The following is a 23455-nucleotide window of genomic DNA, read 5'->3' as shown; positions in this document are numbered from 1 at the left end:
AATAATAGCGGGATTCTACGTAAGCTGTTGAGGAAGGGCAAGCCAAAGTGAGTGAGAATTTAACCAATAAAGGGGCGTGTGCCCCTGTTAATTATTCTGCATTAATAGTTAAGGTAATGCCATTTGCATTACGATAACCTTTAATATCTATGTACCATAAACCTGCTTGGGGTGCAGAGACAGTACATGTTTCTGTGTTGCCATTTTTATAAGGGCGACACACATATTGTGTATTAGATGATGGCGCATCAAAATTTAAATACAAATCAGCATCGCCAGTTCCACCTGAAATAGCAACATTTAGCGAAGAATAGCCTGCAACTAAACGTTGTTCATAACGCTGCCAATCACCTGCATTTACGCTAATGTTATCTTCTACGCGATTGATTGGCTCTAAAGCACCAGCTTGCTCAAAACTACCTATCAAAGAAATATTGTTAATTGCGCTATATGCCTCAACCATTACATAGTAAGTTCCATCATCGCTGGTAGGAATATCACAACGTTCATTACTTGTGGGAGACGTACTTTTACAATCGAAATCGCTTAATGTTGGCGCCTGATTAAACTTAACGTATAAATCGGCATCGCCATTATCACCTGAGGTTTCAAAGCTTAAATTTTGCGCTCCTTTTGGTACATTTAATGTATAGATAAGCTGCTCTTTAGCAGTGGCATTGATACCAGAAATTGGCTCTCCATTTACTAACTCATTATTACTTGGCGGTGTTACATCACCAGCGTTTTTTGCCAATTCAGCTACAAAGCTTACAGCTAAGTTAGCAAATTTTATTGCATGATCAGCATCGAAATTACTGTCATTTTGTGTATGAATGAGTGGATTAATATCATTCATTTTTGATTCAAACGGCATAGAGGCAGCAAAGCCTTGTTGGTACCATGAAGCATGATCGGAGCAACCATAACCACATTGGTCAAAGCCATAACTAATTTGGGGTAAGTATGTGTCTATAAGCTGCGCTAAAAACTGGTTTTGAGCATTATTTGTGTAATCCGTCATCATAATAATATCTTCGATACTGCCGTTGTTGCCGGTCATATCAAATTGCACCATACCCACTACATTTTTACCCTGCGCACGATAACTACTGGCTATATCTTTAGAGCCTCTCAGACCTACTTCCTCTGCCGCAAATGCCATAATTTTAATGGTTTTTTGCGGCTTATAATTTGTTTCAACTATCGCCTTTAAAGCTTCAGTTAACACTGCAATACCCGATGCGTTATCATCCGCGCCAGGAGAGCGTCCTTGTGCAGGATTCGCTTGGTTAATCGAATCTAAATGGCCTCCAATAACTACAAGCTCATCTGCATTTTCAGCACCGGCAATGGTTACAATGATGGATGATTGCGCCCAACTATGCTGATAACTTTCAATGGTTATATCACTTCGGGTAGTTGCAATTTGTTGCCAATAACTTTGCAACCATTGTGAAGCATCAACACCGGTTTGCGAGGTATAATAACGATTATTAAAGTTAGTCAGTGAATTTACTGTGCTTTGTAAGTTAATCGGACTTTGTGCATTAATTAAACTTTGTACCGTCTGCGCATTATCAATAGAATAATTGTAAGCTAATAATGCTTGGCTATTTTGAACGACCGCTAATTGTTTTGCGTAATCACTCGCTTCTTCAAACGAGCTATGAGCAACAAACCCACCACAACGATTGTAGTTATGATGCATAAACTCACTCAAATTATTTACCGCGTTACTAGGTACACTGAGCAAATCAACATCTGGTATAGGGCTTGATTTTCTATGAGAAAAAGGTATTTTTTGTAAAAATGTACCTTGTTCATGTTGATAATGCTGGGCTGCAGTTGAATCAATAGTTACCCAAATATTGTCTGGATTTTCATTTGCTAAGCAATTAAAACTCATAGTTAAAGTAGTAATAACTGCTAGTTGTTTAAAGTAGTTCATAAATATTCCTTATCATTTCACTTTTATTTTAAGCATTAAAAAAAGGGGCTAAGCCCCTTTTATAACTATGCCTAATTAGCAGTTATATTGAGTGTTACACCGCTTGCTATGCTGTAGCCTCTAAGATCAATGTACCAAGTACCCGATTGCGGGTTCTCAAATGTACATTCTTCATTGTTGCCATTTTTGTAAGGTCTACATAAATATGAAGACGTACTTGAAGGCGAACCAAAGTTTACATAAAGATCAGCATCACCACTGCCACCAGCAATACTAATATTTAAAGTGCTATACCCTGCGGATAAATCTTGAGTGAAGCGACTCCAGTTATTAGTAGTCACATTAATATTAGACTCAGTTCTGTTGATAGGCGTTACCCCACCATTATCACCTGAGTAACTACCCGTTAATGATACGCCAGATATAGCATTCCATGCTTCAACCATTACATAATAAGTTCCCGCTTGTGCATTACTTATGTTACAGCTTTCTGTACTAGTAGATGTTGTGCTATTACAGTCGTAGCTATTTAAGGTCGGTCGGTTTGCAAATTTAACGTATAAGTCTGCATCACCTGAGCCGCCAGTAGTATTGAACTGAAGATTTGTCGCGCCAGCGGGAACATCTAAAGTAAAGAATAGTTGCTCTTTTTCAGCGCCACTGATACCCGTACGCGCTACCCCGTTGGTTAATGCTTCATCGTCAGTCGGTGGTTGTGTTGTTGCACATTCACTACCTGAACTAAGATTTGAATTAACCCCAACGGCAGCTAAAGCAGCTTTAACATCATTTGGGTCATAATTTAAATCACAGGCTGCATCCATCACCCCGTTACCGGCTAAATCCCAGCCTACACCCGCACTCCAATATAGTTGGTTGGCACGAGCCATTACGATAAAGGCTTTTTGCGTATCCCAACCCGGCGTGGTTGCTAAATTATAAAATGCCTTATTATAAACCCCTGAACTATAATGCACGTCCATACCTGAATAATAGTTGCTTTGGTTATCTATTGAACGGCCATCTTGGGTAGGGTTATTCATGTAACGCAGCGCACCATTACCTTTAAAAATATCCTTACCAACTAGCCAATCGTTGCTGCCTTTCATATAAAATTCAGCAGCTTCACCAGCCATATCCGAAAATGCTTCATTTAATCCACCTGGTTTACCATTGTAAATCAAACCTGAATTTTGTTCAGTAAAGCCATGGCTAACTTCATGTGCAGATACATCTAAACTTACCAATGGATAAAACGTATTTTGGCCATCGCCAAAGGTCATTGCACTGCCATCCCAAAATGCATTTTCATAATTACTTGAATAATGAACGCGCATTTGCAACTGAAAACTCAAGGGTGCTGTACCTACCCAATCGTTATACATATTAAAAATAACGTTACCAAAAAAATGAGCATCATTTAGCGGTGAATATGCGCCATTAATTTCTTTGACCGTATTCTCAGGACACGTAAATGAATGTGCGGAAGAGCCACTCGTTCCACCATTTAAATTAATAGTGCGAACATTTGCGTTATTCATGGTACAAGTATTACCCGATTGACTAACATCTAGACTGTCAAAATCAGTTCCATAAATATACTTGCCTGTCTTTAGATTTCCGCCAGGACCTGTTGCATTGGCATGTTGTAAGTTATCGTAACTAAGTAATACCTCACCAGTATTAGCATCAATGATCTGATATGGTCTTGATGGTGACTTGCCATAAGTAACATAAGACACCTCATAAACTAAATGCGCCTTATTCTGATCGTCAACCCAAATAGCGAGCCTTGATTGCTCGTTATGTTTTTTCAAGCCGACTGATTTTGCTGCAATGCCTGTTTTTGACCCTTTTAAAATCGCATCTTTTTTTGTCAACTTAGCTGAAACGTCCGCTAAATCTTCATCAATGTTGTAAACAGCGGCACCATGGGCTTTTTTAAGCATCCCATTGTTAAATGTTAAGCTGACTGTATCACCAATAACAGGAATGCCTTGATACGTTTGTTGGTAACGGCGTGTTACTTCTCCGTTATTGCTAGTAAACTCTTTTAATACAACTAATTCATTCCCTACACTTAACCCAATCAACTGATTTGGACTTACCGATAGCAAGGAAGCAGAGTTTGATTGCACCATGTTATTAATTGTCGGTTGTTGATTTAGATACTTCTTATTCGCAGCTACTGCATTTGTTGCTTGAACCAAGGTTAAAGCAGCAAAAGTTGCTATTGTGATTTTAGATAAATTCACGTTTACGCTCCGTTAAAGTTTAAGTTTTTAGTATATTTGTATTAACCGGTACATCTTGTACCCGATTAGGGATCAGCATAGACCGCAAACTGACATAACGAAAATTAAACATTTAATTTACAATTAAAGTATTAGTAAAGAAGTTTAGTGCTTTATTTACAGTGCCTTACAATTAACTCCATTTACAGTAAAAACAAAAATGTAACATTATGTATACATATATTTACATTCTAAAGTTCAACAAGGGGATTGGTTTTATAAGTTACACTAGTAAATATTCATCACTCAACGATGACTAAAAAGTCGTGTTCTTGCTGTAAAAATTTAAACTAATGTGATTTGTAGAGAGTTAAACGGAATTTAAGCTGAGGGCTTAATTAAATGAAGGAGGTTTTGTAATTACCTTTATACTCTGACAGGCAATAAACTTTATTTAAGCCCATGTATCTAGATGGGGTTTGTCGTCATCTTCTTCAGCGGTATTATTGCGCGATTTATTTTCGTCAAACGACAGCTTATGTTGTTTTTCTACCTCCCTTTTTTTACGCTCTTCTAGCTCTACTTTTTTGGCACTGGCACTTTGTTGAACCCCCGCAATATGAAAAGCCCCTTTAGATTCAAGCGTTAAACGCGTAATAGGCCCTAAATAAGGGATCATTATATCCATGCTTGCCTCCATTGAATTGAACGTAATTTAATCACTATAAAGCTGTTGATAAATAAAGCAATACTCTAATTATTATCGGCAGTTATAAGATATTCTTTAATTAAAGAATATTTTTCTTGCCATGATGTTAGTGAATGTGTTTTTATAAATGCGAAATTTATTAAACAAACAGCAGCTAAGCGTTAACATAGTAACGAATAGCTAAACAGGATATAAAAATGCTTAATTCACTGACAGTTGTACATCACCACCATCATTCATCGGAATAACCTGTCAGGTCTTTCGCTGAGAGGTTGTTCCTAAAAGGAAACCTCTGGCGAATCAACATACCAAGATTCATTTTCGCCCTGAGGTTTCCCTCGGGGTTTTTAGTTTTTAAATTAAAGGAAAATGAGTAATGAATAATAGTAATCGTCTTCGTATCGCCATCCAAAAAGGTGGCCGCCTATCTAAAGATTGTCAAGATCTGCTTAAACAACTGGGTGTAAAACTCAATCTTCGTGAGCAGCGCCTAATAGCACACTCAACCAACATGCCTATCGACGTTTTGCGTGTGCGCGATGACGATATTCCAGGCTTAGTTATGGATGGTGTATGTGATTTAGGTATTGTTGGCGAAAACGTATTAGTTGAAGTACAAGCAGAAAGAGAACGCCAAGGTGTACCGAGTGAAGTAACAAAGCTTTCTAAACTTGACTTTGGTTACTGTCGTTTAGCACTTGCATGGCCACAAGAACTTGGTAAACAAGACAAGAGCTGGTTTGAAGGCAAACGCATAGCAACCACTTACCCAGAAATTTTAAGCCAATACCTAAAACGCGAAGGCATTAACGCCAGCACAGTAATGTTAACAGGTTCAGTGGAAGTAGCCCCACGAGCAGGACTTGCCGATGCTATTTGTGATTTAGTCTCTACAGGCGCAACGCTTGAAGCAAATGGCTTAATGCAGGGTGATACAATTTTAGAGTCAAATGCTTGTTTAATCCAAAACACTCAACTACAAGATCCTGAAAAATTAGCGCTCATCAATAAACTAATGCCGCGTTTACGTGGTGTAAAGCAAGCTAAAGAAAGCAAATACATTATGTTACACGCACCAAAAGACAAGCTTGATGAAATTTGTGAGATTTTACCTGGCGCTGGCCAACCTACATTATTGGCTCTTGCGGGTAATGATGAATATGTTGCCCTACACATGGTGAGCAGTGAAACCCTATTTTGGGAAACCATGGAACAACTTAAGGCCCTTGGTGCCAATTCTATTTTAGTTATGCCAATTGAAAAAATGATGGAGTAACAATAATGCTTCGTTGGAATGAGGAATCATCACAAGTTCAAGCAGCGGCGCTTATGCGCCCTGCTGTATCAGCAAGTGAAAAAGTAGAAAGCATTTGCCAGACTATTTTGGCAAAAGTAAATGCACAAGGCGACGCCGCTCTACTTGCATTAGCAAAAGAGTTCGATAATAGAGCCAAGCCGCGTTTACGTGTACCACTTGATGAAATTAATGCCGCTGAGAAAATGCTAAGCCCAGAGCTTAAGTATGCAATTGATACCGCTTATGCCAATGTGAAATGTTTTCACCAAGCGCAACTACCAAAAGATATTAAGTTATCGACTCAACCCGGTGTTGACTGTGAACTGAAATATCAAGCCATCGAAGCAGTCGGTATTTATGTACCAGGAGGGAGTGCCCCTCTTCCATCATCGGTTATTATGCAAGGTGTATTGGCGCAGTTAAGCGGTGCAAAAACCGTGGTATTAACCACCCCAGTACAAGGTGATAAAGCAATTAACCCGGCTATTTTATATGCCGCTAAATTATGTGGTATCACCACAATTATTGAAAGCGGCGGTGCAGGCGCGATTGCTGCTATGGCCTATGGCACAGAGTCTGTTCCTAAAGTGAATAAGATTTTTGGTCCAGGTAACAGCTTTGTCACCATGGCAAAGCAATTAGTTGCACAAACGATTCCAGGTATGGCGATTGATATGCCAGCAGGGCCATCAGAAGTGTTAGTGATTGCAGATGAACGTGCAAACCCAGAGTTTATTGCTGCCGACTTACTCTCTCAAGCAGAACACGGGGCTGACTCACAAGTTATTTTATTATGTAACAGTGAAACCATTATTGAACAAACGCAAGATGCACTCACTCGTCAACTTGCCAACTTAAGTCGAAAAGATACCGCCGAACAGGCATTGGCAAATTCGTCTCTAATTCTAGTTGATTCAGTAGCCCAAGCGTTTGACGTATCAGCGCAATATGGGCCAGAGCACTTAATATTACAACTTGCAGATGCTACTCCTTATTTAGATAAAGTAAAGAATGCAGGCTCTGTATTTGTTGGCGATTACACCCCAGAGTCAGCGGGCGATTATGCCTCAGGCACTAATCACGTGTTACCCACTTATGGTTACAGTGCAACTTACTCTAGCTTGAATTTACTTGATTTTTTCCGTACTTACACAGTACAAACTATCAGTAAACAAGGCTTAACTGAGCTTTCAAAAGCTATTTTACCCTTAGCAGATGCAGAAGGCCTAGATGCCCACGCTAATGCGGTTTCAATTCGTTTAGAGGCAATAAAAAATGAGCAATGAGAGCGGCTTATTACCTGATAATATTGCAGCGCTTGCTGCGTATAGCTCAGCTAAAAGTGAAAAACTAACCGGCACAACCTGGCTTAATGCCAACGAAAGCCCGTATGCTAAAAACCTTGAAATAACAATTGAAGACTTGAATCGTTACCCCGATCCTCAGCCTCAATTGGTTATTGACCGCTACGCTGCCTATGCTGAGCTTGAAAACGAAAATGTATTAATGACTCGCGGCGCAGATGAAGGCATTGAATTATTAGTACGTACCTACTGTGAACCGTCAAAAGACAGCATTGCACTATTTTTACCAACATATGGTATGTACAAAGTAACGGCCGATACACACAACGTCGCAATCAATGGCCTAACACAAGCGCTTTTGTTAAATGCCAGCGTGGATGAAATAGTTGCCGCTGTGGGTAGCTCAAAACTAGTGTTTATTTGTAATCCAAATAATCCAACTGGAAGCTTAACACCGCTAGATAAAGTAAAAGCCATTGCCACTGCGCTTGCAGGTAAAGCATTAGTGATTATTGATGAAGCCTATATAGAGTTTTGTCCAGAGCAAAGTGCAACACAACTTATAAACGAGTTCAGTAATATTGTTGTGCTTCGTACACTCTCAAAAGCGTTTGCACTTGCGGGTTTAAGAACAGGGTTTACTCTCGCTCAGGCCAGTGTATTAGCGCCTATTCGTAAAGTCATTGCACCGTATCCGGTATCGGGTGTGGTGGCCAGCATTGCAGCACAAGCCATTGCCCCTGATGCGATTACCTCAATGCGTCGCCAAGTGACGATTTTAAATAGCTTAAAGTTAAAGCTTATTGACTGGTTAAACGCCTCTCCTGCAGTATTAAAAATACTCACTGGTGAAGGCAACTTCGTTACTTTAAAATTAGCGAACAAGGATTACTTTAAACAAGCGCTTAAACAAGGCTTAGTAATGCGCGCCTTCACCTTGTTTAATGAAGACGACTGGCTACGTATTTCAATTGGTAATGAACAAGAATTAGAACAAGTAAAAATTTGGTTAGATGGCCTGCAATTGCCACAAACCGCAGCACAACAGGAAGTATCATGAGTAACCCCTATTTATTTATAGACCGCGATGGCACTATTATTGAAGAGCCAATCACCGATAAACAAGTCGACAGCCTTGAAAAACTAGCGTTTTTACCAGGTGTTATTCCTGCCTTATTGCAACTGCAAGCAGCAGGCTATCGTTTAGTAATGGTATCGAATCAAGATGGCTTGGGCACAGACAGCTTCCCAACTGCCGATTTTGACATTGCTCAAGATAAAATGATGGACATACTGCAAAGCCAAGGCATTAGCTTTGAGTCAGTATTAATTTGCCCACACTTTGACGAGCAAAACTGTGATTGCCGAAAACCAAAAACAGGCTTACTTACTGAACTGATGCGCTCAGGCAAAGTTGATTTAGCACGTTCTTTTGTGATTGGCGATCGCCAAACCGATATTGGCCTTGCACAAAACTTATGTTGTGAAGGTATTTTATACGACGGTAGCTGGCCTGCCATTGTCACTAAGCTGACCACGGCAAATCGTGAAGGTCGCGTGACACGTAATACCAAAGAAACGCAAATAGACGTTGCTGTTAACCTTGATCAAACAAAAAATGGCAGCATTGAAACTGGCCTTGGTTTTTTTGACCACATGCTGGATCAAATTCGCACTCATGCCAATATTGGCTTAAATATTAAAGCCAAAGGTGACTTACACATAGACGAGCACCACCTTGTTGAAGACATTGGTATTGCTTTAGGTGTTGCCCTTAAACAGGCGCTTGGCACCAAATCGCAAATTGCGCGTTATGGTTTTGCCCTACCTATGGATGAATGTAAAGCTGAGGCACAAATTGATTTGTCGGGTCGTGCTTCATTTGTATTAAACGCCAACTTTAGCCGTGAAAAAGCCGGTGATTTAGACGTACAAATGGTTGAGCACTTTTTCAAAAGCTTAAGCGATAACGCCGCAATTAGCCTTATTCTATCGGTAAGTGATGGCAACTGCCACCACCAAGTGGAAGGCTTATTTAAAGCGTTTTCTCGTGCTTTGCGTATGGCTATTGCACAAGATACCAGCCAACAAACAGCCAGCTCTAAGGGATGTTTATGATTGCGATAATTAATACCGGTTGCGCCAACATTAACTCAGTGCGGTTTGCATTTGAGCGTTTAGGGCAAACCCCTACGGTGATTACCTCGCCAGAACAACTAGCAGGCTATGAACGTGCTATTTTACCCGGTGTTGGTCATGCATCTGTTGCTATGAAGCGTTTGGTTGATAATGGTTGGCAGCAAGCAATTAACGAATATCAGCGCCCGCTAATGGGAATTTGCTTAGGCATGCAACTGCTGTGTGAAAGCACTGAAGAAGGTAACGTGCAATGCTTAGGTAAAATACCAGGCGAAGTGAAAGCACTTGATGTAGGTAGCTTAACGTCACCACATATGGGCTGGAATAACCTATCTGTTCAACAAGCGCACCCGTTGACTCAAGGTTTGCACGCAGACGATCAGGTTTATTATGTGCATAGTTTCGCCCATACCGTTAATAACGCCACGCTAGTCAGCAGCGAATACGGGCAAACATTTTCTGCAATTGTAGCTAAAGACAATTATGCAGGCATGCAATTTCATCCTGAACGCAGCGCTAAAGTAGGTACGCGTTTATTACAAAATTTTGTTGATTGGCAACTTTAGGTTGCTCTTCATGCTTTTAAAAGAGAAATACAGTGATTATTCCAGCATTAGATGTATTACAAAATCAAATCGTACGTTTGTATCAAGGTAAATACGATACTGCACAGTTTTACCCCTTTGAGCTTGGTGCTCGCTTAAAAGAGTATGCCGACAGTGGTGCCACTAAATTACATTTAGTTGATTTAGAGGGCGCACGGGATCCAAGTAAAAAACAGTGGCAACATATTCAAGCAGCAACAAAAGCTCTCAATGTACCTTACCAAGTAGGTGGCGGTATTCGTTCAGAGCAAGACGTGAGCGATTGGCTAAAAGCAGGTGCAAACCAAGTGGTTATTGGCTCAATGGCGGTTGAAAAGCGTGAGCAAGTAAAAGCCTGGATTGAACAATTTGGCGCTGAGCACTTTGTAATTGCCCTTGATGTTAATAAAACTGCGAACGGATGGGCACCTGCTACTCACGGTTGGCTAAATGAATCTGAGTTTGGTTTACTTGAGCTTGTTGATTTTTACGTTGCTCTGGGTGTTATTGACTTTTTATGCACGGACATCAGTAAAGATGGCACCATGACAGGCCCTTCTTTTGCGCTTTATAAAGATTTAATTAATCATAATGCAAATATTAAAGTGCAAGCCTCAGGTGGGGTAAGCTCGTTAGATGATATTAAAAAGCTCAATGAACTTGGTGTGGGCGGCGTAATTTTAGGTAAGTCACTACTTGATGGAGCATTTAGTGTTGAGGAGGCGTTAGCATGTTATCAAAACGCATAATCCCGTGTTTAGATGTAAAGGACGGCCAAGTAGTAAAAGGCGTTAAATTTAAAGGCCATGAAATAGTGGGCGATATTTTAACAATGGCAAAAGCATACAGCGATGCTGGTGCCGATGAACTGGTTTTTTACGAAATCAGCGCAAGTGTTGAAAAGCGCCTACTTGATGTTAACTGGGTTGAAAACATTGCCCGCCACATTGATATTCCATTTTGTGTGGCTGGCGGTATTAAATCGGTAGCCGATGCAGCACGGGTTTTAGAGCGTGGTGCCGATAAAATAAGTATCAACAGCCCTGCTATTGCACGCCCTGAACTCATAAAAGAGCTACACGATGAATTTGGTAAGCAATGTGTTGTTGTAGGTATTGACAGCTTTTACGATGAAGTAACCGGCGAATACTTAGTGTATCAATTAACCGGCGATCCTAATGCATCAAGCCGCACCCGTTATAAAACCGAAGAATGGGTTAAACGCGTACAAGACTTAGGTGCAGGCGAAATCGTTTTAAATTGTATGAACCAAGATGGTGTTCGCAACGGTTACGACAACGAGCAACTCAGCAAAATACGCCAGCTGTGTGATATTCCTTTAATCGCCTCAGGCGGTGCAGGCAGTATGCAAGACTTTGTTGATGTCTTTCAACAAAGCGAAGTCGATGGCGCATTGGCAGCAAGCGTTTTTCACAAAAATGTGATTAACATTGGCGAATTAAAACAATATTTAACCGATAACCAAGTGGCAGCAAGATTATGCAATTAACACAACAAAACCAAACCCAAGTTGATTTTGCTAAAAGCGAAATGATCCCTGCTATTGTTCAAGATGCCCGCTCTGGCGTTATTTTAATGCAAGGCTTTATGAACAGCGAAGCGTTAAAAGTTACGCTTGAGAGCAATAAAGTGACCTTTTATTCGCGCTCTAAATCGCGTTTATGGACCAAAGGCGAGTCATCAGAATACTTTTTAAACGTGGTATCGGTGCATACTGATTGTGACTACGACTCAATTTTAGTAATGGCTAACCCAGAGGGCCCAACGTGCCACTTAGGCACACAAAGCTGCTTTGGCGATGATGCTAAACCAAGCTTAAGCTTTTTAGCACAATTAGAAGATGTCATTGTTGAGCGTAAAAATGATGACCCATCAAAAAGCTACACTGCGTCACTGTTCGCAGAAGACTTAAGCCGTAGCTGTCAAAAAGTAGGTGAAGAAGGTGTAGAAGTGGCACTTGCAGCAATGAAACATGACAACAATGAACTTACCAACGAATCGGCCGATTTGTTGTATCATCTCGTTGTACTACTACAACGCCAAGGGTTAGAACTCACTGATGTAGTTGCTTGCCTACAAGGTCGTCATAAGTAAATACAACGATTACTGTGTGCGCCATTATGTGGCGCACATCGTTATAAAAAGCCATAATTTTTCTTTTTAATTCAGCCTCTCAATAGCATTTAATCCCTCCCTTAGGTATCCTTTAACTAGGGTCTGCTGACCTTTGCGGATTAATATTTGTTCAAACTAGGGGCGGTTTAATCGCGGCGCGAGGTTTGCAACCTAGTGGGCTCGATAACTGCTCCTGCGTTATTCTACTGGCTTACATCCATGTAAGAATAAGTAAAAACCGAGCAAAGCTTCCGCGTCCTGCTCACGCCCCTTAGCTACATCCATGTAGGCAACAAAGAGTAAATAGCCTCTAGGCAGAACCCTTCGGGCAGCGCCTGTTTGGCATTGATGCTGCGTTATCGCCTATATATGTGGAATATTCACACTACTTAGGCTCTTCCTTGCCTAAATACCAAACAGACTGCTGCAAATTTAATCTCAAAAGGTCAACAGTCCCTAATTAACTTTGACTAAATTATTTATGCTTACCCGGTAACATAGAGCCCAATACGCCATCTTGCTTTATTAAACCATGATAAAGTGCAGCGCTTACATGCATAAAAATAAACAGTAAAAATGCATAAGCAATGAGGCCATGTGCTTCACGAAAAAACGTATAGGTCTCAATATTTTTACTAACTAAATTAGGCAAAGTAAATATACCAAAAAAGCTCACAGAACGTTCGTCAGCACTTTGCATTAACCAGCCTGAAATTGGCATTAAAATCATAGACGCATATAAGCCCACTTGGGTTAAATGTGCCGCTAAAGCTTGTGCTTTAGGCACACTTTGGGGTAATGCAGGGCTTTTATACAGTACTTTATTAATTAATCTTATTGTAACTAATATCAGTGCTAACACGCCAAACGATTTATGTAGTTGTATAGCTTCTACTTGCCATACGGCTAAACTTTGTACCATCGATAAACCAAGAAATAACATAGAAAGTATAATTAATGCCATTGCCCAGTGAATAAGTATACTCGACGCTGAGTATTTAGTAATTGTGTTCATTGACTCGTTCCTGTGATTAATTATTTAAAAGTACTTCTTTAGCACGACGACGAAATGACTCTGCATAGGCCGCGCCACGGGCACGTAAAATAGGATCGGCACTTGGCTCAATGCCTGTTGGTAATACCAGCGGATCAAAGTTCATGTTTTCACATACCCCACCCTCTTGTGCTTGCAAGCGTGATATTACTAACGTACCGGCGTTGATGGTTTTGCGCGATTGTGGCCATAAAACAGTTGGGTTGTTTTCATCATCTTCTTCGGTTGCAAAACTAAACAGCATATCGAACTTAACCGAAGACTGAGCTACTTGGTCTTTAAGTTGTAGCTGCAACGCATCTGGTGAATCATTATTAAGTGGTTGGATGTTTTCATCACTTAATTGCGGTTTAGCTATCCAACGTACGGCGTGCTTTTCATCATTTTTATCCACTAAATAAAACGCATTAATGCTGTGATACTGCTCAGTGGCAAAGCTATTGGTTGGTGTATAGCTTGCCTTCCAGTTATTAAAAGCGGCACTTTCAGGGTGCGCTGCAAAAAACGCTTTAATTTTTTCTGGGCTGCGCTTTTTAGTCACCGGATCGGGTGAAAGTGCTTGAAGTTGTTTAAAAAACGCATCTGGCGTAGCTACAGCCATAACCGGAGGCGTATTCATTGCCACCCGCCATTCTTGGTTATCATCAGTAGTTATAGAAAACGCTAAACTACGCACAGGTGCTTTTAAATCAGGTGCAGTTGGATTATTACCCGCAATAGAAAAGCGACCTACAAAAGGGGTGGCCCCTAAATCAAATACCTTAGCTTGCGAATACTTAGCAAGTTCACCCGTTGACTCAAAAGAGCCAGCTAAACAAATACCTTTTGCATGTGCACGACGAAACCCCTCATGGGCATTATCGCCTTGCTGTAAATTAACAAAACGCTGTGCAGTTACTACGTCACGATTAAATGCGCCGGTAAAATATAAAATCGTTAAAGCAAATAAAGTGATTATTGCAATTAAGGTGATTTTTTTACTCATGGTAGGATTAGACCTCGTGTGATTATTTTTTAATGATTATGTTAGGAGTTATTCATAGTTAACATTACGTCTGTAAATAAATGGCTAACCATTACTGAGTGATGCCTTACGTTGAAGCGCTTTTATCAAGCGATACCAACATGACTTTTACAAGACCGCTGCTAAGCAATTAATATTTCAATTTAATTAATAAAAAATACAGTTTATGGTTTTAAATCTATAAACAGCTAATGTTTATGAGCTTGCGCTTTTAAAAAGCTGATTGTTAATTATACTTAGGCCTATATGAGCAAGTACTAAGTTGTAATTTTGGTGCTTTCTACACAATCAAACAAATTAATACAAAACCGTACAAGTAATAATAAACTGTTGAAATTAAAATGTTATTTATTGCTCATTAGCTAACGGCTGCTTCCATTCAAGTAGTCAGTAGTTACTACTTAATACATTGCATTTAAGGTAAATTTGAAAACAAACTCAATTGGCTATTTTATAATTTTTAATTGCTTAAAAATGCCAACAATTAACAACGCACTTTTTATTTAAGGTAAACCAGATGATCAAAACACCTTGTTTTACTCAATTTAATTTGATTAGTATCATGTTTCTACTTTTATTAGCCGGTTGCTCAGAAAGTGAAGTCAGCACGCAAAAACAAAACGAACCACGTGCGGTTAAACTAATAACCATAGGTGATGAGTCGCAATCAAAAACGCTCACCTACCCCGCCACTATCGACACTATAAATAGCTCAAAGCTTGCTTTTCAAGTTAGCGGAAAGCTAGAAACGCTTAACGTTATTGCCGCACAAAACGTAAAAAAAGGCGATGTAATAGCCGTATTGGAACAACGAAACTTTATTAATGAGGTTAAGTCGAGCAAAATTCAGTTTGAAACCGCCGACAATGATTACCAACGGGGTTTAAAGCTCGCTAAAGATGGGGTTATTTCACAACGAGATATAGAGCAACTAAAATCTAAAAAAGAAGTAGCAGAATCACAATATGACTCAGCGCAAAAAGCACTATCTGACAGTAAAATTATAGCGCCTTACGATGCCATTGTTGCTGAGGTGCCAGTAAAGCAGCTTGAAAACATAAGCGCGGGTCAACATGTTGTTACTTTATTTGGTAAAGGCGAAATGGAAGCGGTGGTAAATATTCCCGCTTCAATTGTGGCCACGGTTGACTCTAAGCAAAACAATGTAGCGTCAGTTATTTTACAAGATGTATCGACTCCCCCCATTCCAGCAACATTTAGACGTGCCAATTTAGAAGCTGACTCTGCGAGTCAAACTTATGAAGTGCGATTTGCATTTGCTGTACCAAATAACCTTAATATATTGCCAGGTATGAATGCCAGTTTAAAACTTACACGTGAAGCCAGCTCAGCATCCACTCGTTTATTAGTGCCAACCTTTGCTATTTTTGAACAAAATGGTGAACACTTTGTATGGACGGTTGACGCTCAAACTATGCAAGCTTCTAAAACTCCCGTTACTATTGAAAATGGCATTGGAGAACAACTCATTGTCACTGACGGTTTAAGTGCTGGCGATGTAATTGTTGGTGCAGGTGCAAACTATGTAACTGAGGGTATGAAAGTACGTCCTTGGACTAAAGCATAGGAGCGCGGTAATGGATTTAGCAAAATGGACAATCAATAATAAATTAATTAGCACCATACTCATTATTTTAACGCTAGGGTTTGGTTTTTCATCCTATAAAAATATGGCGCGGTTTGAAGACCCCGAATTTATAATTCGCACCGCGCAAGTGTTTGTCTCGTACTCAGGTGCAAGCCCACTAGAAGTTGCAAAAGAGGTCACTGAGCCACTTGAACGTGCAATTCAAGAACTACAAGAAGTTGATACTATATCATCCACCTCATCTACAGGTTTATCTGAAATTAAAGTAGAGATTAAATCAGAGTTTTCCCCGACTAAATCTGAGTTGCAAGTTATTTGGACTAAGCTCAGAAACAAAATAAATGACACACGTCCAACATTACCGCCTGGTACTGGCACGCCACAAGTTTATGACGATTTTGGTGATGTGTATGGCTTGAGCTATTTAATAACCGCCGAAGGGTACTCACCCGACGAGTTACATGCCTACGCTAAAGATTTGCAAAGTGACATTTTACAAGTAGAGGGCGTAGCCAAAGTTGCTATGACAGGCGTGCAGCAAGAAGGCATATTTGTAGAAATAGCTCGTGAAGAGTTAGCCTCTTTAGGCGTGTCTATTAATAATATTTACGGCATTTTAGATGAGCAAAACGCTGTATTGAGCGCTGGTAACACTCAAATTGGCGATCAACGTATTTTTATCGACCCTACCGGAGAAATAAACTCCGTTGATACCATTAAAAATCTATTGGTTAGTGCCAGCGGTGAAGGTAAAACAATTTATCTTAAAGATATTGCCAATGTATACCGTGGCTTTCAAAGTCCAGCAACCAAGTTAGTCCGTTATAACTCTAAACCTGCAATTTCACTTGGGGTCGCCAGTGTATTGGGCGCTAATGTGGTTAAAGTATTTGACCGCGTTGATGACAAAGTAAAACAAACTGAAAACCTCAGACCGCTGGGTATCACAGTGCATGAGTTTTACCACCAAGGTAAAGTAGTACAAGATTCAGTCGACAACTTTGTAGTGAATGTTTTAGTCGCACTGGTGATCGTAATGGTTACCCTGCTGCTATTTATGGGTTTGCGCTCAGGAATTATTATTGGCGCAGTATTACTGCTAACCATTTTTGCGACCCTTGCGACCATGGATTTGAGCGGTATACCCATGCATCGAATTTCTCTTGGAGCGCTGATTATCGCGTTAGGAATGATGGTTGATAACGCCATAGTTGTGACCGAAGGGATTTTAGTTGGTACACAAAAAGGCCGTAAAAAGTTAGACATTGCCAGCGAAGTCGTCAAGCAAACTAAGTGGCCACTACTGGGTGGTACCTTGGTAGGCATTGTTGCTTTTGCGCCTATTGGTCTTGCCCCAGGTGATACCGCTGAATTTACCGGTCATTTATTCTGGGTTATTTTAATTTCTTTATTATACAGCTGGTTATTTGCCATTACCCTAACTCCCTTATTTTGTTATTGCTTGTTTAAAGAGCAAGATAACGACACCTCAGGCTCAGCAAAACCGAATAAACTCATGGCGTTATATCAATCTGTTGTGGTTTCGGCATTGCATCACCGCTGGCTTAGTATTGCCATTGTGGTTGCCACTTTTAGTGTGTCTATGTGGGGATTTCAATTTGTAAAATCAGGTTTTTTCCCAGCTTCTACCACACCGCAAATGGTGGTTGATTTTTGGCTACCACAAGGCACCGATATTGAAAAAACCAAAAGAGATATGCTCAAGTTAGAGAAATTTGTAAAGCAACAAAATGGCGTTGAAGGTATACAAACGCTTATTGGCGGCGGCGGTCTTCGCTACATGCTTATTTATGGTAGTGAGTCACCAAATAGTTCTTATGGGCAAATTTTAGCTAAAGTCGATGACTACAAAAAGCTAGATCAACTTTTACCTACCGTACAAAATTACATTGACGATAACTTTGTCGATGCTCAAGGCAAAGCATGGCGCTTTGTAATGGGCCCTGGTGGGGGCTCTAAAATAGAAGCCACATTTAAAGGGCCCGACCCAGATGTATTAAGAGAGCTAGCTGCACAAGCAAAAGGAATATTAATTGATGATGGCGGCGCTCTATCAATTAAAGATACATGGCGACAACGCATTAGTGTTATTGAGCCACAGTATTCTGCCATTAATGCACAGCGCGCTGGTGTAACGCGTAAAGCGGTTGCTGAAGCCTTACAGCAAAATTTTTCGGGGCAAATCGTTGGGCAGTATCGTGAAGGTGAAGAGCTCATTCCTATTATTGTTAGAGCGCCACAAGCTGAACGTGTAGACATAAACGATATTGGAAATATTCAAGTGCAAAGCAATATAACCGGTGAAACACTGCCCCTTGCGCAAGTAACCAATGGGTTTAAAACCGTCTGGCGCGATGGTATTTTAAAGCGTGAAGACCGCGAATGGACTATAAAAGCCCAAGCCGATCCACTACCAGGTGAACTAGCCTCAGAGTTATTTAATCGGGTAAGGCCTAAAATAGAAGCCATTGACCTACCTCAAGGGTATCGACTTGAATGGGATGGCGAATACGGACAATCGAAAGAATCTAACGAAATGCTGGCCTCAACTATTCCGCTGGGCTTTTTAGCCATGGTGCTGATTGTTATTGTGTTATTTAACGCTTTAAAACAACCAATTATTATTTGGCTTGTCGTGCCATTAGCCTTAATTGGTGTTGTTTTTGGACTGGTAACCACACAAATTCCACTAGAGTTTATGGGCATATTAGGATTGCTATCGCTCTCTGGTTTGTTAATTAAAAATGCCATTGTATTAGTAGATCAAATGGACATGGAAATTCGCCAAGGTAAAGCTGCATATAATGCCATTATCGATTCGGCAAATAGTCGGGTAAGACCGGTAATGATGGGAACACTGACCACGGTGTTAGGGGTTATTCCACTGTATTTTGATGCATTTTTCCAATCAATGTCTGTGGTTTTAGTATTTGGATTACTGTTTGCTACCCTGCTGACTTTAATCGTGATACCCGTGCTATATGCTATTTTTATGAATGTTAAACAAAATCAGTAAGCGAGTAATTAAGCTCTAAATTGTAGGATTCGGTTAAACAATGTTCTGCTTTGACCGGATCCTTATTATACTTTAGTCAAAACTACAGTTAATTTAATAAACTTTATAGTAATTCTCATCCTTTATAATTATTATATAGTTACAAAATGTTTTCGTTTTGAAATTCAATAATAACACTTACTCCACGGATACTTTCATGCCAATAAAACGCTTACTGATCCTCTTTTTATCTTTAGCGTTTAGTGAAGCTGTTATTATGCTTTTTTTAGCCGCATTTGTTACCAAGTTTACCGGTGTTTGGCTTTCAGTAATATTAGATTCCAGCCTTATCGCGTTAGTAGCGATTGTCACTACCCTTTACTTATTTCGCGATAATGACTTTGTAACTCACCAAAAGCTCAGAACTGAGTTCCTTATTATAAAAATAGCTATGATTGTGTTCACTGTTGAAGCAATCATAATGTTTGCCTTTAATTTTGATGCTCTCATGTTAAAACAATGGCAAATCATGCTCATTGACGGCTTAATTTTAAGTAGCTTAAGTGTCTCGCTTATTTATTTATTCGTAATTAAATATGCTTTTTCATTAAACCAATCACATAACACACAAAAAAACACGACAAAACTGACTAGTTCATTGGCCTACTTTTGCTCTGCGGTATTGTTATATATCGCCTTATATATGTTTTACCAAAGCCAATTACAAACACGTATTAATAATGTTATACAACATGAAAAAAATGAATTAAAACAAGCAAAAAAAGCTTTTTTACAACAACTTAATCATGCCTCTCGTGACTTGCTGATTTTAAGAAACAATCATCATTTTAAAGATCATGACATTTTAAGTTCGGTCAATAGAGCTCAGCTAGAGCAAGACTATGCTAACTTTATTTCTATTAAAAACTTTTATACACAAATTCGAATTCTTGATCTAACAGGTAAGGAACTATTAAGGGTGCATAGAGACAAGCACAATGTTGCTATAGTCTCAGCAGAGCAGCTACAAGACAAAAGCCATCGTTACTATTTTAAACAGGCTATAAAAATGAACCCGTCAGCTATTTTTATTTCCCCATTAGATTTAAACTTTGAAAACGGTGAGATAGAACGCCCTTTTAAACCAATGATACGTTTAGCTTCTGTGCTAATGGGACCCAAAGGAACTAAAATAGGGCTACTTATCGTCAACCTTGAAGGAGCTCACTTACTTAGCCAATTAGACAATATCTCAAAAAATTCATCAGGCAATATTATGCTGCTTAATAAAGATAGCTATTGGTTATTTGGAGATACCAATAAGCAATGGTCATTTATGTTTGCTAACAGACCGCAACACCGTTTTAAAGATCAGCAGCCACACATATGGCAAAGCATGCAAACCCAAGCGAATGGAATTATTGAAAATGAAAACAATGTTTATATTTATGATCACTTAACTTTATTAAACGACATGTTGCTCCCAAATAATATCGCTAATAGCCTAATAAACAGACCCGAATGGACATTAATTAATAAAGTCCCGCTGGCTAAAATAGAGAGTGAGTTTAGTAGCTTAAAGAAACTTATTATCGCTCTTTATCTTGGTATTATGACGTTAATGATATTTGTTATTTATACTTTTGCCATCCACACAATTAAAAGAAGAAAATATCAAGCCAAAGTAGAAAACTATGCTTATTTTGACAGTTTAACAGGGCTTTATAACCGCCGTATTTTTTTAGAGCAGCTTGATTTAGAAATCATAAAAGCAACGCAGCTTTCCTGCCCTTTGGTACTTATGTACCTTGATTTAGATTACTTTAAACCCATCAATGATGAATTAGGCCATGGTGCAGGTGATGAAGTTCTTAAAGAGGTGGCGATTCGCATCAAAAGTTGTTTGCGACAACAAGATATTATTGCGCGCATTGGGGGAGATGAATTTGCAGCAATTCTTCCTCAGTTAAACGATAAAAAAGCAATAGCGGATATTGCAGAGCGAATTATCACAAGTATTAACACCCCCTTTACTATTTTTGATCAGCAATGCAGCTTAGGTATAAGCATTGGTATTGCAACCAGCGCGTCAGAAACTCAAACCAGCATTAAGCTTAAAACACAGGCAGACCAAGCCCTTTATGAAGCTAAAAACTCCGGCAGAAACTGTTATCGCTTTTCCAAATAAACATTTTAAATTTAGTATTTTATAAATTTAAAATAAGCTTTGAAGCGAATACTTTTTTAAGGCATTAATTATCACTTTAAGTTCTAGCTTTAAGTATTAACATAGCCGGAGTTCTATTATGTGGTGAGGCTAAGAATTCATTGCATAGTAATGCATTAAGATTCATTCATTAAATGAACTATTCAAATTTATCAAATAAATAACATATCAAGTGCAGTCTATGTGTCTTCTATTTAGTCATACAAACGATAAATGTAAAAACAGCTTTATTTCAAATCAAAATTTTAAAAACTAGGCATTCTCATGTTATCAAAACGCATAATTCCTTGTTTAGATGTAAAAGACGGCTAAGTCGTTAAAGGGGTTAAATTTAAAGGCCACGAAGTGGTTGGCGATGTACTTACCCTAGCTAAAGCTTACAGCGAAGCCGGTGCTGATGAACTGGTGTTTTACGAGATCAGTGCAAGTGTTGAAAAACGCCTACTCGATGTCAATTTGGTGGAAAACATTGCCCGCCATATCGATATTCCATTTTGTGTAGCCGGTGGTATTAAATCGGTGGCTGATGCAGCTCGTGTGCTTGAACGTGGCGCTGACAAAATCAGTATTAATAGCCCTTCTATTGCGCGTCCAGAGCTAATTAAAGAATTACATGATGAGTTTGGCAAGCAGTGTGTAGTTGTTGGCATTGACAGCTTTTTTGACGAAACAACCTGTGAATATCTAGTTTATCAGCTTACTGGCGATCCTAATGCGTCAAGCCGCAACGGTTACGACAACGAGCAACTCAGCAAAATACGCCAGCTGTGTGATACTTCTTTAATCGCCTCAGGCGGTGCAGGCAGCATGCAAGATTTTGTTGATGTATTTCAACAAAGCCAAGTGGATGGTGCGCTCGCAGCCAGTGTTTTTTCACAAAAACGTGATAAACATCGGTGAACTAAAACAATTTTTAATCGATAACCAAGTGGCAGCAAGACTATGCAAGTAACCTTAGAAAAACGAACTCAAGTTGCTTTCGCTAAAAGCGAGATGATCCCTGCCATTGTTCAAGATGCCCGATCTGGCGTAATTTTAATGCAAGGCTTTATGAACAGCGAAGCGCTAAAAGCTACACTGCGTCACTGTTCGCAGAAGACTTAAGCCGTAGCTGTCAAAAAGTAGGTGGAGAAGATGTAGAAGTGGCACTTGCGGCAATGAAACACGACAACAATGAACTTACCAACGAGTCGGCCGATTTGTTATATCACCTCGTTGTACTATTACAACGACAAGGGTTAGAACTCACTGATGTAGTTGCTTGCCTACAAGGTCGTCATAAGTAAATACAACGATTACTGTGTGCGCCATTATGTGGCGCACATCGTTATAACAAGCCATAATTTTCTTTTTAATTCAGCCTTCTCAATAGCATTTATTCTCTCCCTTAGGTATCCTTTAGCTAATATTCAAGGAATAGCTATTACAAAAGGATAGCGCACTATGAAAACTTATATATCGCTTATACTCACTGGTCTTATTTTGTCTGGATGTAGCAGTTTAACCAGCGAGCAAAAAGCCAAATTAGACAGCTTAACGCCCTGTGAAAAAATGGATGGCTTAATAACCGAATTCGATAATCGATTTGATGCGTTAAAAGACACCAAAGTACAAAACTCATATTTAGATGTGTGGACTGCAAAGTACAACGTATTTGGCGATAACTGCCAAGTGACTAGCTTTAACAATCAAACTGTGACCTATCAATGCCAAGAAAGCTACAAAGATCAACAGCAGGCGGTAGCTATGCATCAACAAGCAGTTGAACTCACTCGCCAATGTTTAACTAAAAAAAACAACTGGTTAGAAACACAAAAAGAGTCAGAAACGTCGCTGCGTACTACCTTTGTACTTGATGATAAGTCGCCGGTTATTTCTGTTTATACCAGCAAAACGTTATCAAAAATTAAAACTTGGTCGACCTCTTTAGAAGTAGGAAAGCCCGTCGCCACTAAATAATGACGAGAGAATGTATGCGCCAAACACCCAGTAAACAATCCACTCATTTAAAAACAGACTGTATCGGTGAATGTTATAGAATGAAGGGCTACTGTACTGGGTGCGGTCGCACCAGCGACGAAATATTCGACTGGATTATTTTAACTGACGAACAAAAAGAAGCAATATTGGCCTCCCCTCGTGAAGATGCCAAAAAAGACTAGCTTAAATTTTTA

General features: G+C 39.6%; 18 protein-coding genes and 2 pseudogenes. 15 read left to right on the top strand and 5 right to left on the bottom strand.

The window, feature by feature from the left end:
* Window positions 1-91: 91 nt before the first annotated feature.
* The 3 genes from PUND_RS18055 to PUND_RS18045 form a co-directional block, all read right to left on the bottom strand.
* Entirely contained in the window at window positions 92-1948 is a 1857-nt protein-coding gene (locus PUND_RS18055) for a M28 family metallopeptidase (protein WP_010388859.1), read from the bottom strand.
* Between the two features lie 71 nt (window positions 1949-2019).
* The gene (locus PUND_RS18050) at window positions 2020-4203 is read right to left on the bottom strand and encodes a M4 family metallopeptidase (protein WP_010388860.1); all 2184 of its coding nucleotides are present in this window, start codon (window positions 4201-4203) and stop codon (window positions 2020-2022) included.
* A gap of 433 nt (window positions 4204-4636) precedes the next feature.
* Window positions 4637-4870, bottom strand: coding sequence for a hypothetical protein (locus tag PUND_RS18045; protein WP_010388861.1), 234 nt, complete (start codon window positions 4868-4870; stop codon window positions 4637-4639).
* A 397-nt stretch (window positions 4871-5267) separates the two neighbouring features.
* Here PUND_RS18045 and hisG point away from each other — a divergent pair, with 397 nt between their 5' ends.
* From hisG to hisIE, 8 genes are read left to right on the top strand one after another with little or no spacing between them, the layout of a single operon-like run.
* A complete protein-coding gene (hisG, locus tag PUND_RS18040; RefSeq protein WP_010388863.1) occupies window positions 5268-6167 on the top strand; it encodes an ATP phosphoribosyltransferase in 900 nt (299 codons plus the stop codon).
* Window positions 6168-6172: 5 nt separating this feature from the next.
* The gene (gene hisD, locus PUND_RS18035; protein WP_010388864.1) at window positions 6173-7474 is read left to right on the top strand and encodes a histidinol dehydrogenase; all 1302 of its coding nucleotides are present in this window, start codon (window positions 6173-6175) and stop codon (window positions 7472-7474) included.
* Window positions 7464-8552 carry a histidinol-phosphate transaminase gene (gene hisC, locus PUND_RS18030; RefSeq protein WP_010388865.1) on the top strand — a complete coding sequence of 363 codons (1089 nt, stop codon included), beginning with the start codon at window positions 7464-7466 and terminating at the stop codon, window positions 8550-8552. The genes hisD and hisC overlap by 11 nt, the downstream gene beginning before the upstream one ends.
* Window positions 8549-9610, top strand: a complete 1062-nt coding sequence (gene hisB / locus PUND_RS18025) for a bifunctional histidinol-phosphatase/imidazoleglycerol-phosphate dehydratase HisB (protein WP_010388866.1) — start codon at window positions 8549-8551, stop codon at window positions 9608-9610. Before hisC ends, hisB begins: the two co-directional genes overlap by 4 nt.
* Window positions 9607-10197, top strand: a complete 591-nt coding sequence (gene hisH, locus PUND_RS18020; protein ID WP_010388867.1) for an imidazole glycerol phosphate synthase subunit HisH — start codon at window positions 9607-9609, stop codon at window positions 10195-10197. Before hisB ends, hisH begins: the two co-directional genes overlap by 4 nt.
* Before the next feature lie 32 nt (window positions 10198-10229).
* Window positions 10230-10964 (top strand): 1-(5-phosphoribosyl)-5-[(5-phosphoribosylamino)methylideneamino] imidazole-4-carboxamide isomerase, encoded by a 735-nt coding sequence (locus PUND_RS18015; protein WP_010388868.1) that lies wholly within the window; start codon window positions 10230-10232, stop codon window positions 10962-10964.
* Window positions 10946-11725 carry an imidazole glycerol phosphate synthase subunit HisF gene (hisF, locus tag PUND_RS18010; RefSeq protein WP_010388869.1) on the top strand — a complete coding sequence of 260 codons (780 nt, stop codon included), beginning with the start codon at window positions 10946-10948 and terminating at the stop codon, window positions 11723-11725. Before PUND_RS18015 ends, hisF (PUND_RS18010) begins: the two co-directional genes overlap by 19 nt.
* On the top strand, window positions 11716-12330 hold the full coding sequence (gene hisIE, locus PUND_RS18005) for a bifunctional phosphoribosyl-AMP cyclohydrolase/phosphoribosyl-ATP diphosphatase HisIE (protein WP_010388870.1): 615 nt from the start codon (window positions 11716-11718) through the stop codon (window positions 12328-12330). Before hisF (PUND_RS18010) ends, hisIE begins: the two co-directional genes overlap by 10 nt.
* A 496-nt stretch (window positions 12331-12826) precedes the next feature.
* Here the strand turns inward: hisIE and PUND_RS18000 are convergent, their stop codons facing one another.
* Window positions 12827-13366 carry a cytochrome b gene (locus PUND_RS18000; RefSeq protein WP_010388871.1) on the bottom strand — a complete coding sequence of 180 codons (540 nt, stop codon included), beginning with the start codon at window positions 13364-13366 and terminating at the stop codon, window positions 12827-12829.
* 16 nt (window positions 13367-13382) lie between these two features.
* A complete protein-coding gene (locus PUND_RS17995; protein ID WP_010388872.1) occupies window positions 13383-14390 on the bottom strand; it encodes a catalase family peroxidase in 1008 nt (335 codons plus the stop codon).
* A 556-nt stretch (window positions 14391-14946) separates the two neighbouring features.
* Between PUND_RS17995 and PUND_RS17990 the strand changes: the two genes are divergently transcribed.
* The 7 genes and pseudogenes from PUND_RS17990 (at window position 14947) to PUND_RS17960 (ending at window position 23443) form a co-directional block, all read left to right on the top strand.
* Window positions 14947-16017, top strand: coding sequence for an efflux RND transporter periplasmic adaptor subunit (locus tag PUND_RS17990; protein ID WP_010388873.1), 1071 nt, complete (start codon window positions 14947-14949; stop codon window positions 16015-16017).
* Between the two features lie 10 nt (window positions 16018-16027).
* Window positions 16028-19075: an efflux RND transporter permease subunit gene (locus PUND_RS17985; RefSeq protein ID WP_010388874.1), complete on the top strand. Its 3048-nt coding sequence runs from the start codon at window positions 16028-16030 to the stop codon at window positions 19073-19075.
* A 196-nt stretch (window positions 19076-19271) separates the two neighbouring features.
* Window positions 19272-21242: a diguanylate cyclase domain-containing protein gene (locus PUND_RS17980; protein ID WP_010388876.1), complete on the top strand. Its 1971-nt coding sequence runs from the start codon at window positions 19272-19274 to the stop codon at window positions 21240-21242.
* A 303-nt stretch (window positions 21243-21545) separates the two neighbouring features.
* A pseudogene (gene hisF, locus PUND_RS17975) lies at window positions 21546-22233 on the top strand (imidazole glycerol phosphate synthase subunit HisF).
* Window positions 22224-22567: pseudogene (gene hisE / locus PUND_RS17970) on the top strand (phosphoribosyl-ATP diphosphatase). The pseudogenes hisF (PUND_RS17975) and hisE overlap by 10 nt, the downstream one beginning before the upstream one ends.
* A 157-nt stretch (window positions 22568-22724) precedes the next feature.
* The gene (locus tag PUND_RS17965) at window positions 22725-23240 is read left to right on the top strand and encodes a hypothetical protein (RefSeq protein WP_010388878.1); all 516 of its coding nucleotides are present in this window, start codon (window positions 22725-22727) and stop codon (window positions 23238-23240) included.
* A gap of 14 nt (window positions 23241-23254) precedes the next feature.
* Window positions 23255-23443, top strand: a complete 189-nt coding sequence (locus PUND_RS17960; protein WP_041709346.1) for a DUF1289 domain-containing protein — start codon at window positions 23255-23257, stop codon at window positions 23441-23443.
* Window positions 23444-23455 lie beyond the last annotated feature (12 nt).

The organism is Pseudoalteromonas undina (genome assembly GCF_000238275.3).
In the GTDB taxonomy this organism is placed as follows: domain Bacteria; phylum Pseudomonadota; class Gammaproteobacteria; order Enterobacterales; family Alteromonadaceae; genus Pseudoalteromonas; species Pseudoalteromonas undina.
The sequence above is the reverse complement of the archived record's forward strand: the minus strand, read 5'-3'. Positions and strand labels throughout refer to the sequence as shown.

What these genes read in the sequence shown, in the direction of transcription:
- PUND_RS17965 (WP_010388878.1), top strand. Translation starts at nt 22,725, where the DNA reads ATGAAAACTTATATATCGCTTATACTCACTGGTCTTATTTTGTCTGGA.
- hisF (WP_010388869.1), top strand. Translation starts at nt 10,946, where the DNA reads ATGTTATCAAAACGCATAATCCCGTGTTTAGATGTAAAGGACGGCCAA.
- hisD (WP_010388864.1), top strand. Translation starts at nt 6,173, where the DNA reads ATGCTTCGTTGGAATGAGGAATCATCACAAGTTCAAGCAGCGGCGCTT.
- PUND_RS17985 (WP_010388874.1), top strand. Translation starts at nt 16,028, where the DNA reads ATGGATTTAGCAAAATGGACAATCAATAATAAATTAATTAGCACCATA.
- hisIE (WP_010388870.1), top strand. Translation starts at nt 11,716, where the DNA reads ATGCAATTAACACAACAAAACCAAACCCAAGTTGATTTTGCTAAAAGC.
- PUND_RS18055 (WP_010388859.1), bottom strand. Translation starts at nt 1,948, where the DNA reads ATGAACTACTTTAAACAACTAGCAGTTATTACTACTTTAACTATGAGT.
- PUND_RS17990 (WP_010388873.1), top strand. Translation starts at nt 14,947, where the DNA reads ATGATCAAAACACCTTGTTTTACTCAATTTAATTTGATTAGTATCATG.
- hisB (WP_010388866.1), top strand. Translation starts at nt 8,549, where the DNA reads ATGAGTAACCCCTATTTATTTATAGACCGCGATGGCACTATTATTGAA.
- hisG (WP_010388863.1), top strand. Translation starts at nt 5,268, where the DNA reads ATGAATAATAGTAATCGTCTTCGTATCGCCATCCAAAAAGGTGGCCGC.
- PUND_RS17980 (WP_010388876.1), top strand. Translation starts at nt 19,272, where the DNA reads ATGCCAATAAAACGCTTACTGATCCTCTTTTTATCTTTAGCGTTTAGT.
- PUND_RS17995 (WP_010388872.1), bottom strand. Translation starts at nt 14,390, where the DNA reads ATGAGTAAAAAAATCACCTTAATTGCAATAATCACTTTATTTGCTTTA.
- PUND_RS17960 (WP_041709346.1), top strand. Translation starts at nt 23,255, where the DNA reads ATGCGCCAAACACCCAGTAAACAATCCACTCATTTAAAAACAGACTGT.
- hisC (WP_010388865.1), top strand. Translation starts at nt 7,464, where the DNA reads ATGAGCAATGAGAGCGGCTTATTACCTGATAATATTGCAGCGCTTGCT.
- PUND_RS18045 (WP_010388861.1), bottom strand. Translation starts at nt 4,870, where the DNA reads ATGGATATAATGATCCCTTATTTAGGGCCTATTACGCGTTTAACGCTT.
- PUND_RS18000 (WP_010388871.1), bottom strand. Translation starts at nt 13,366, where the DNA reads ATGAACACAATTACTAAATACTCAGCGTCGAGTATACTTATTCACTGG.
- hisH (WP_010388867.1), top strand. Translation starts at nt 9,607, where the DNA reads ATGATTGCGATAATTAATACCGGTTGCGCCAACATTAACTCAGTGCGG.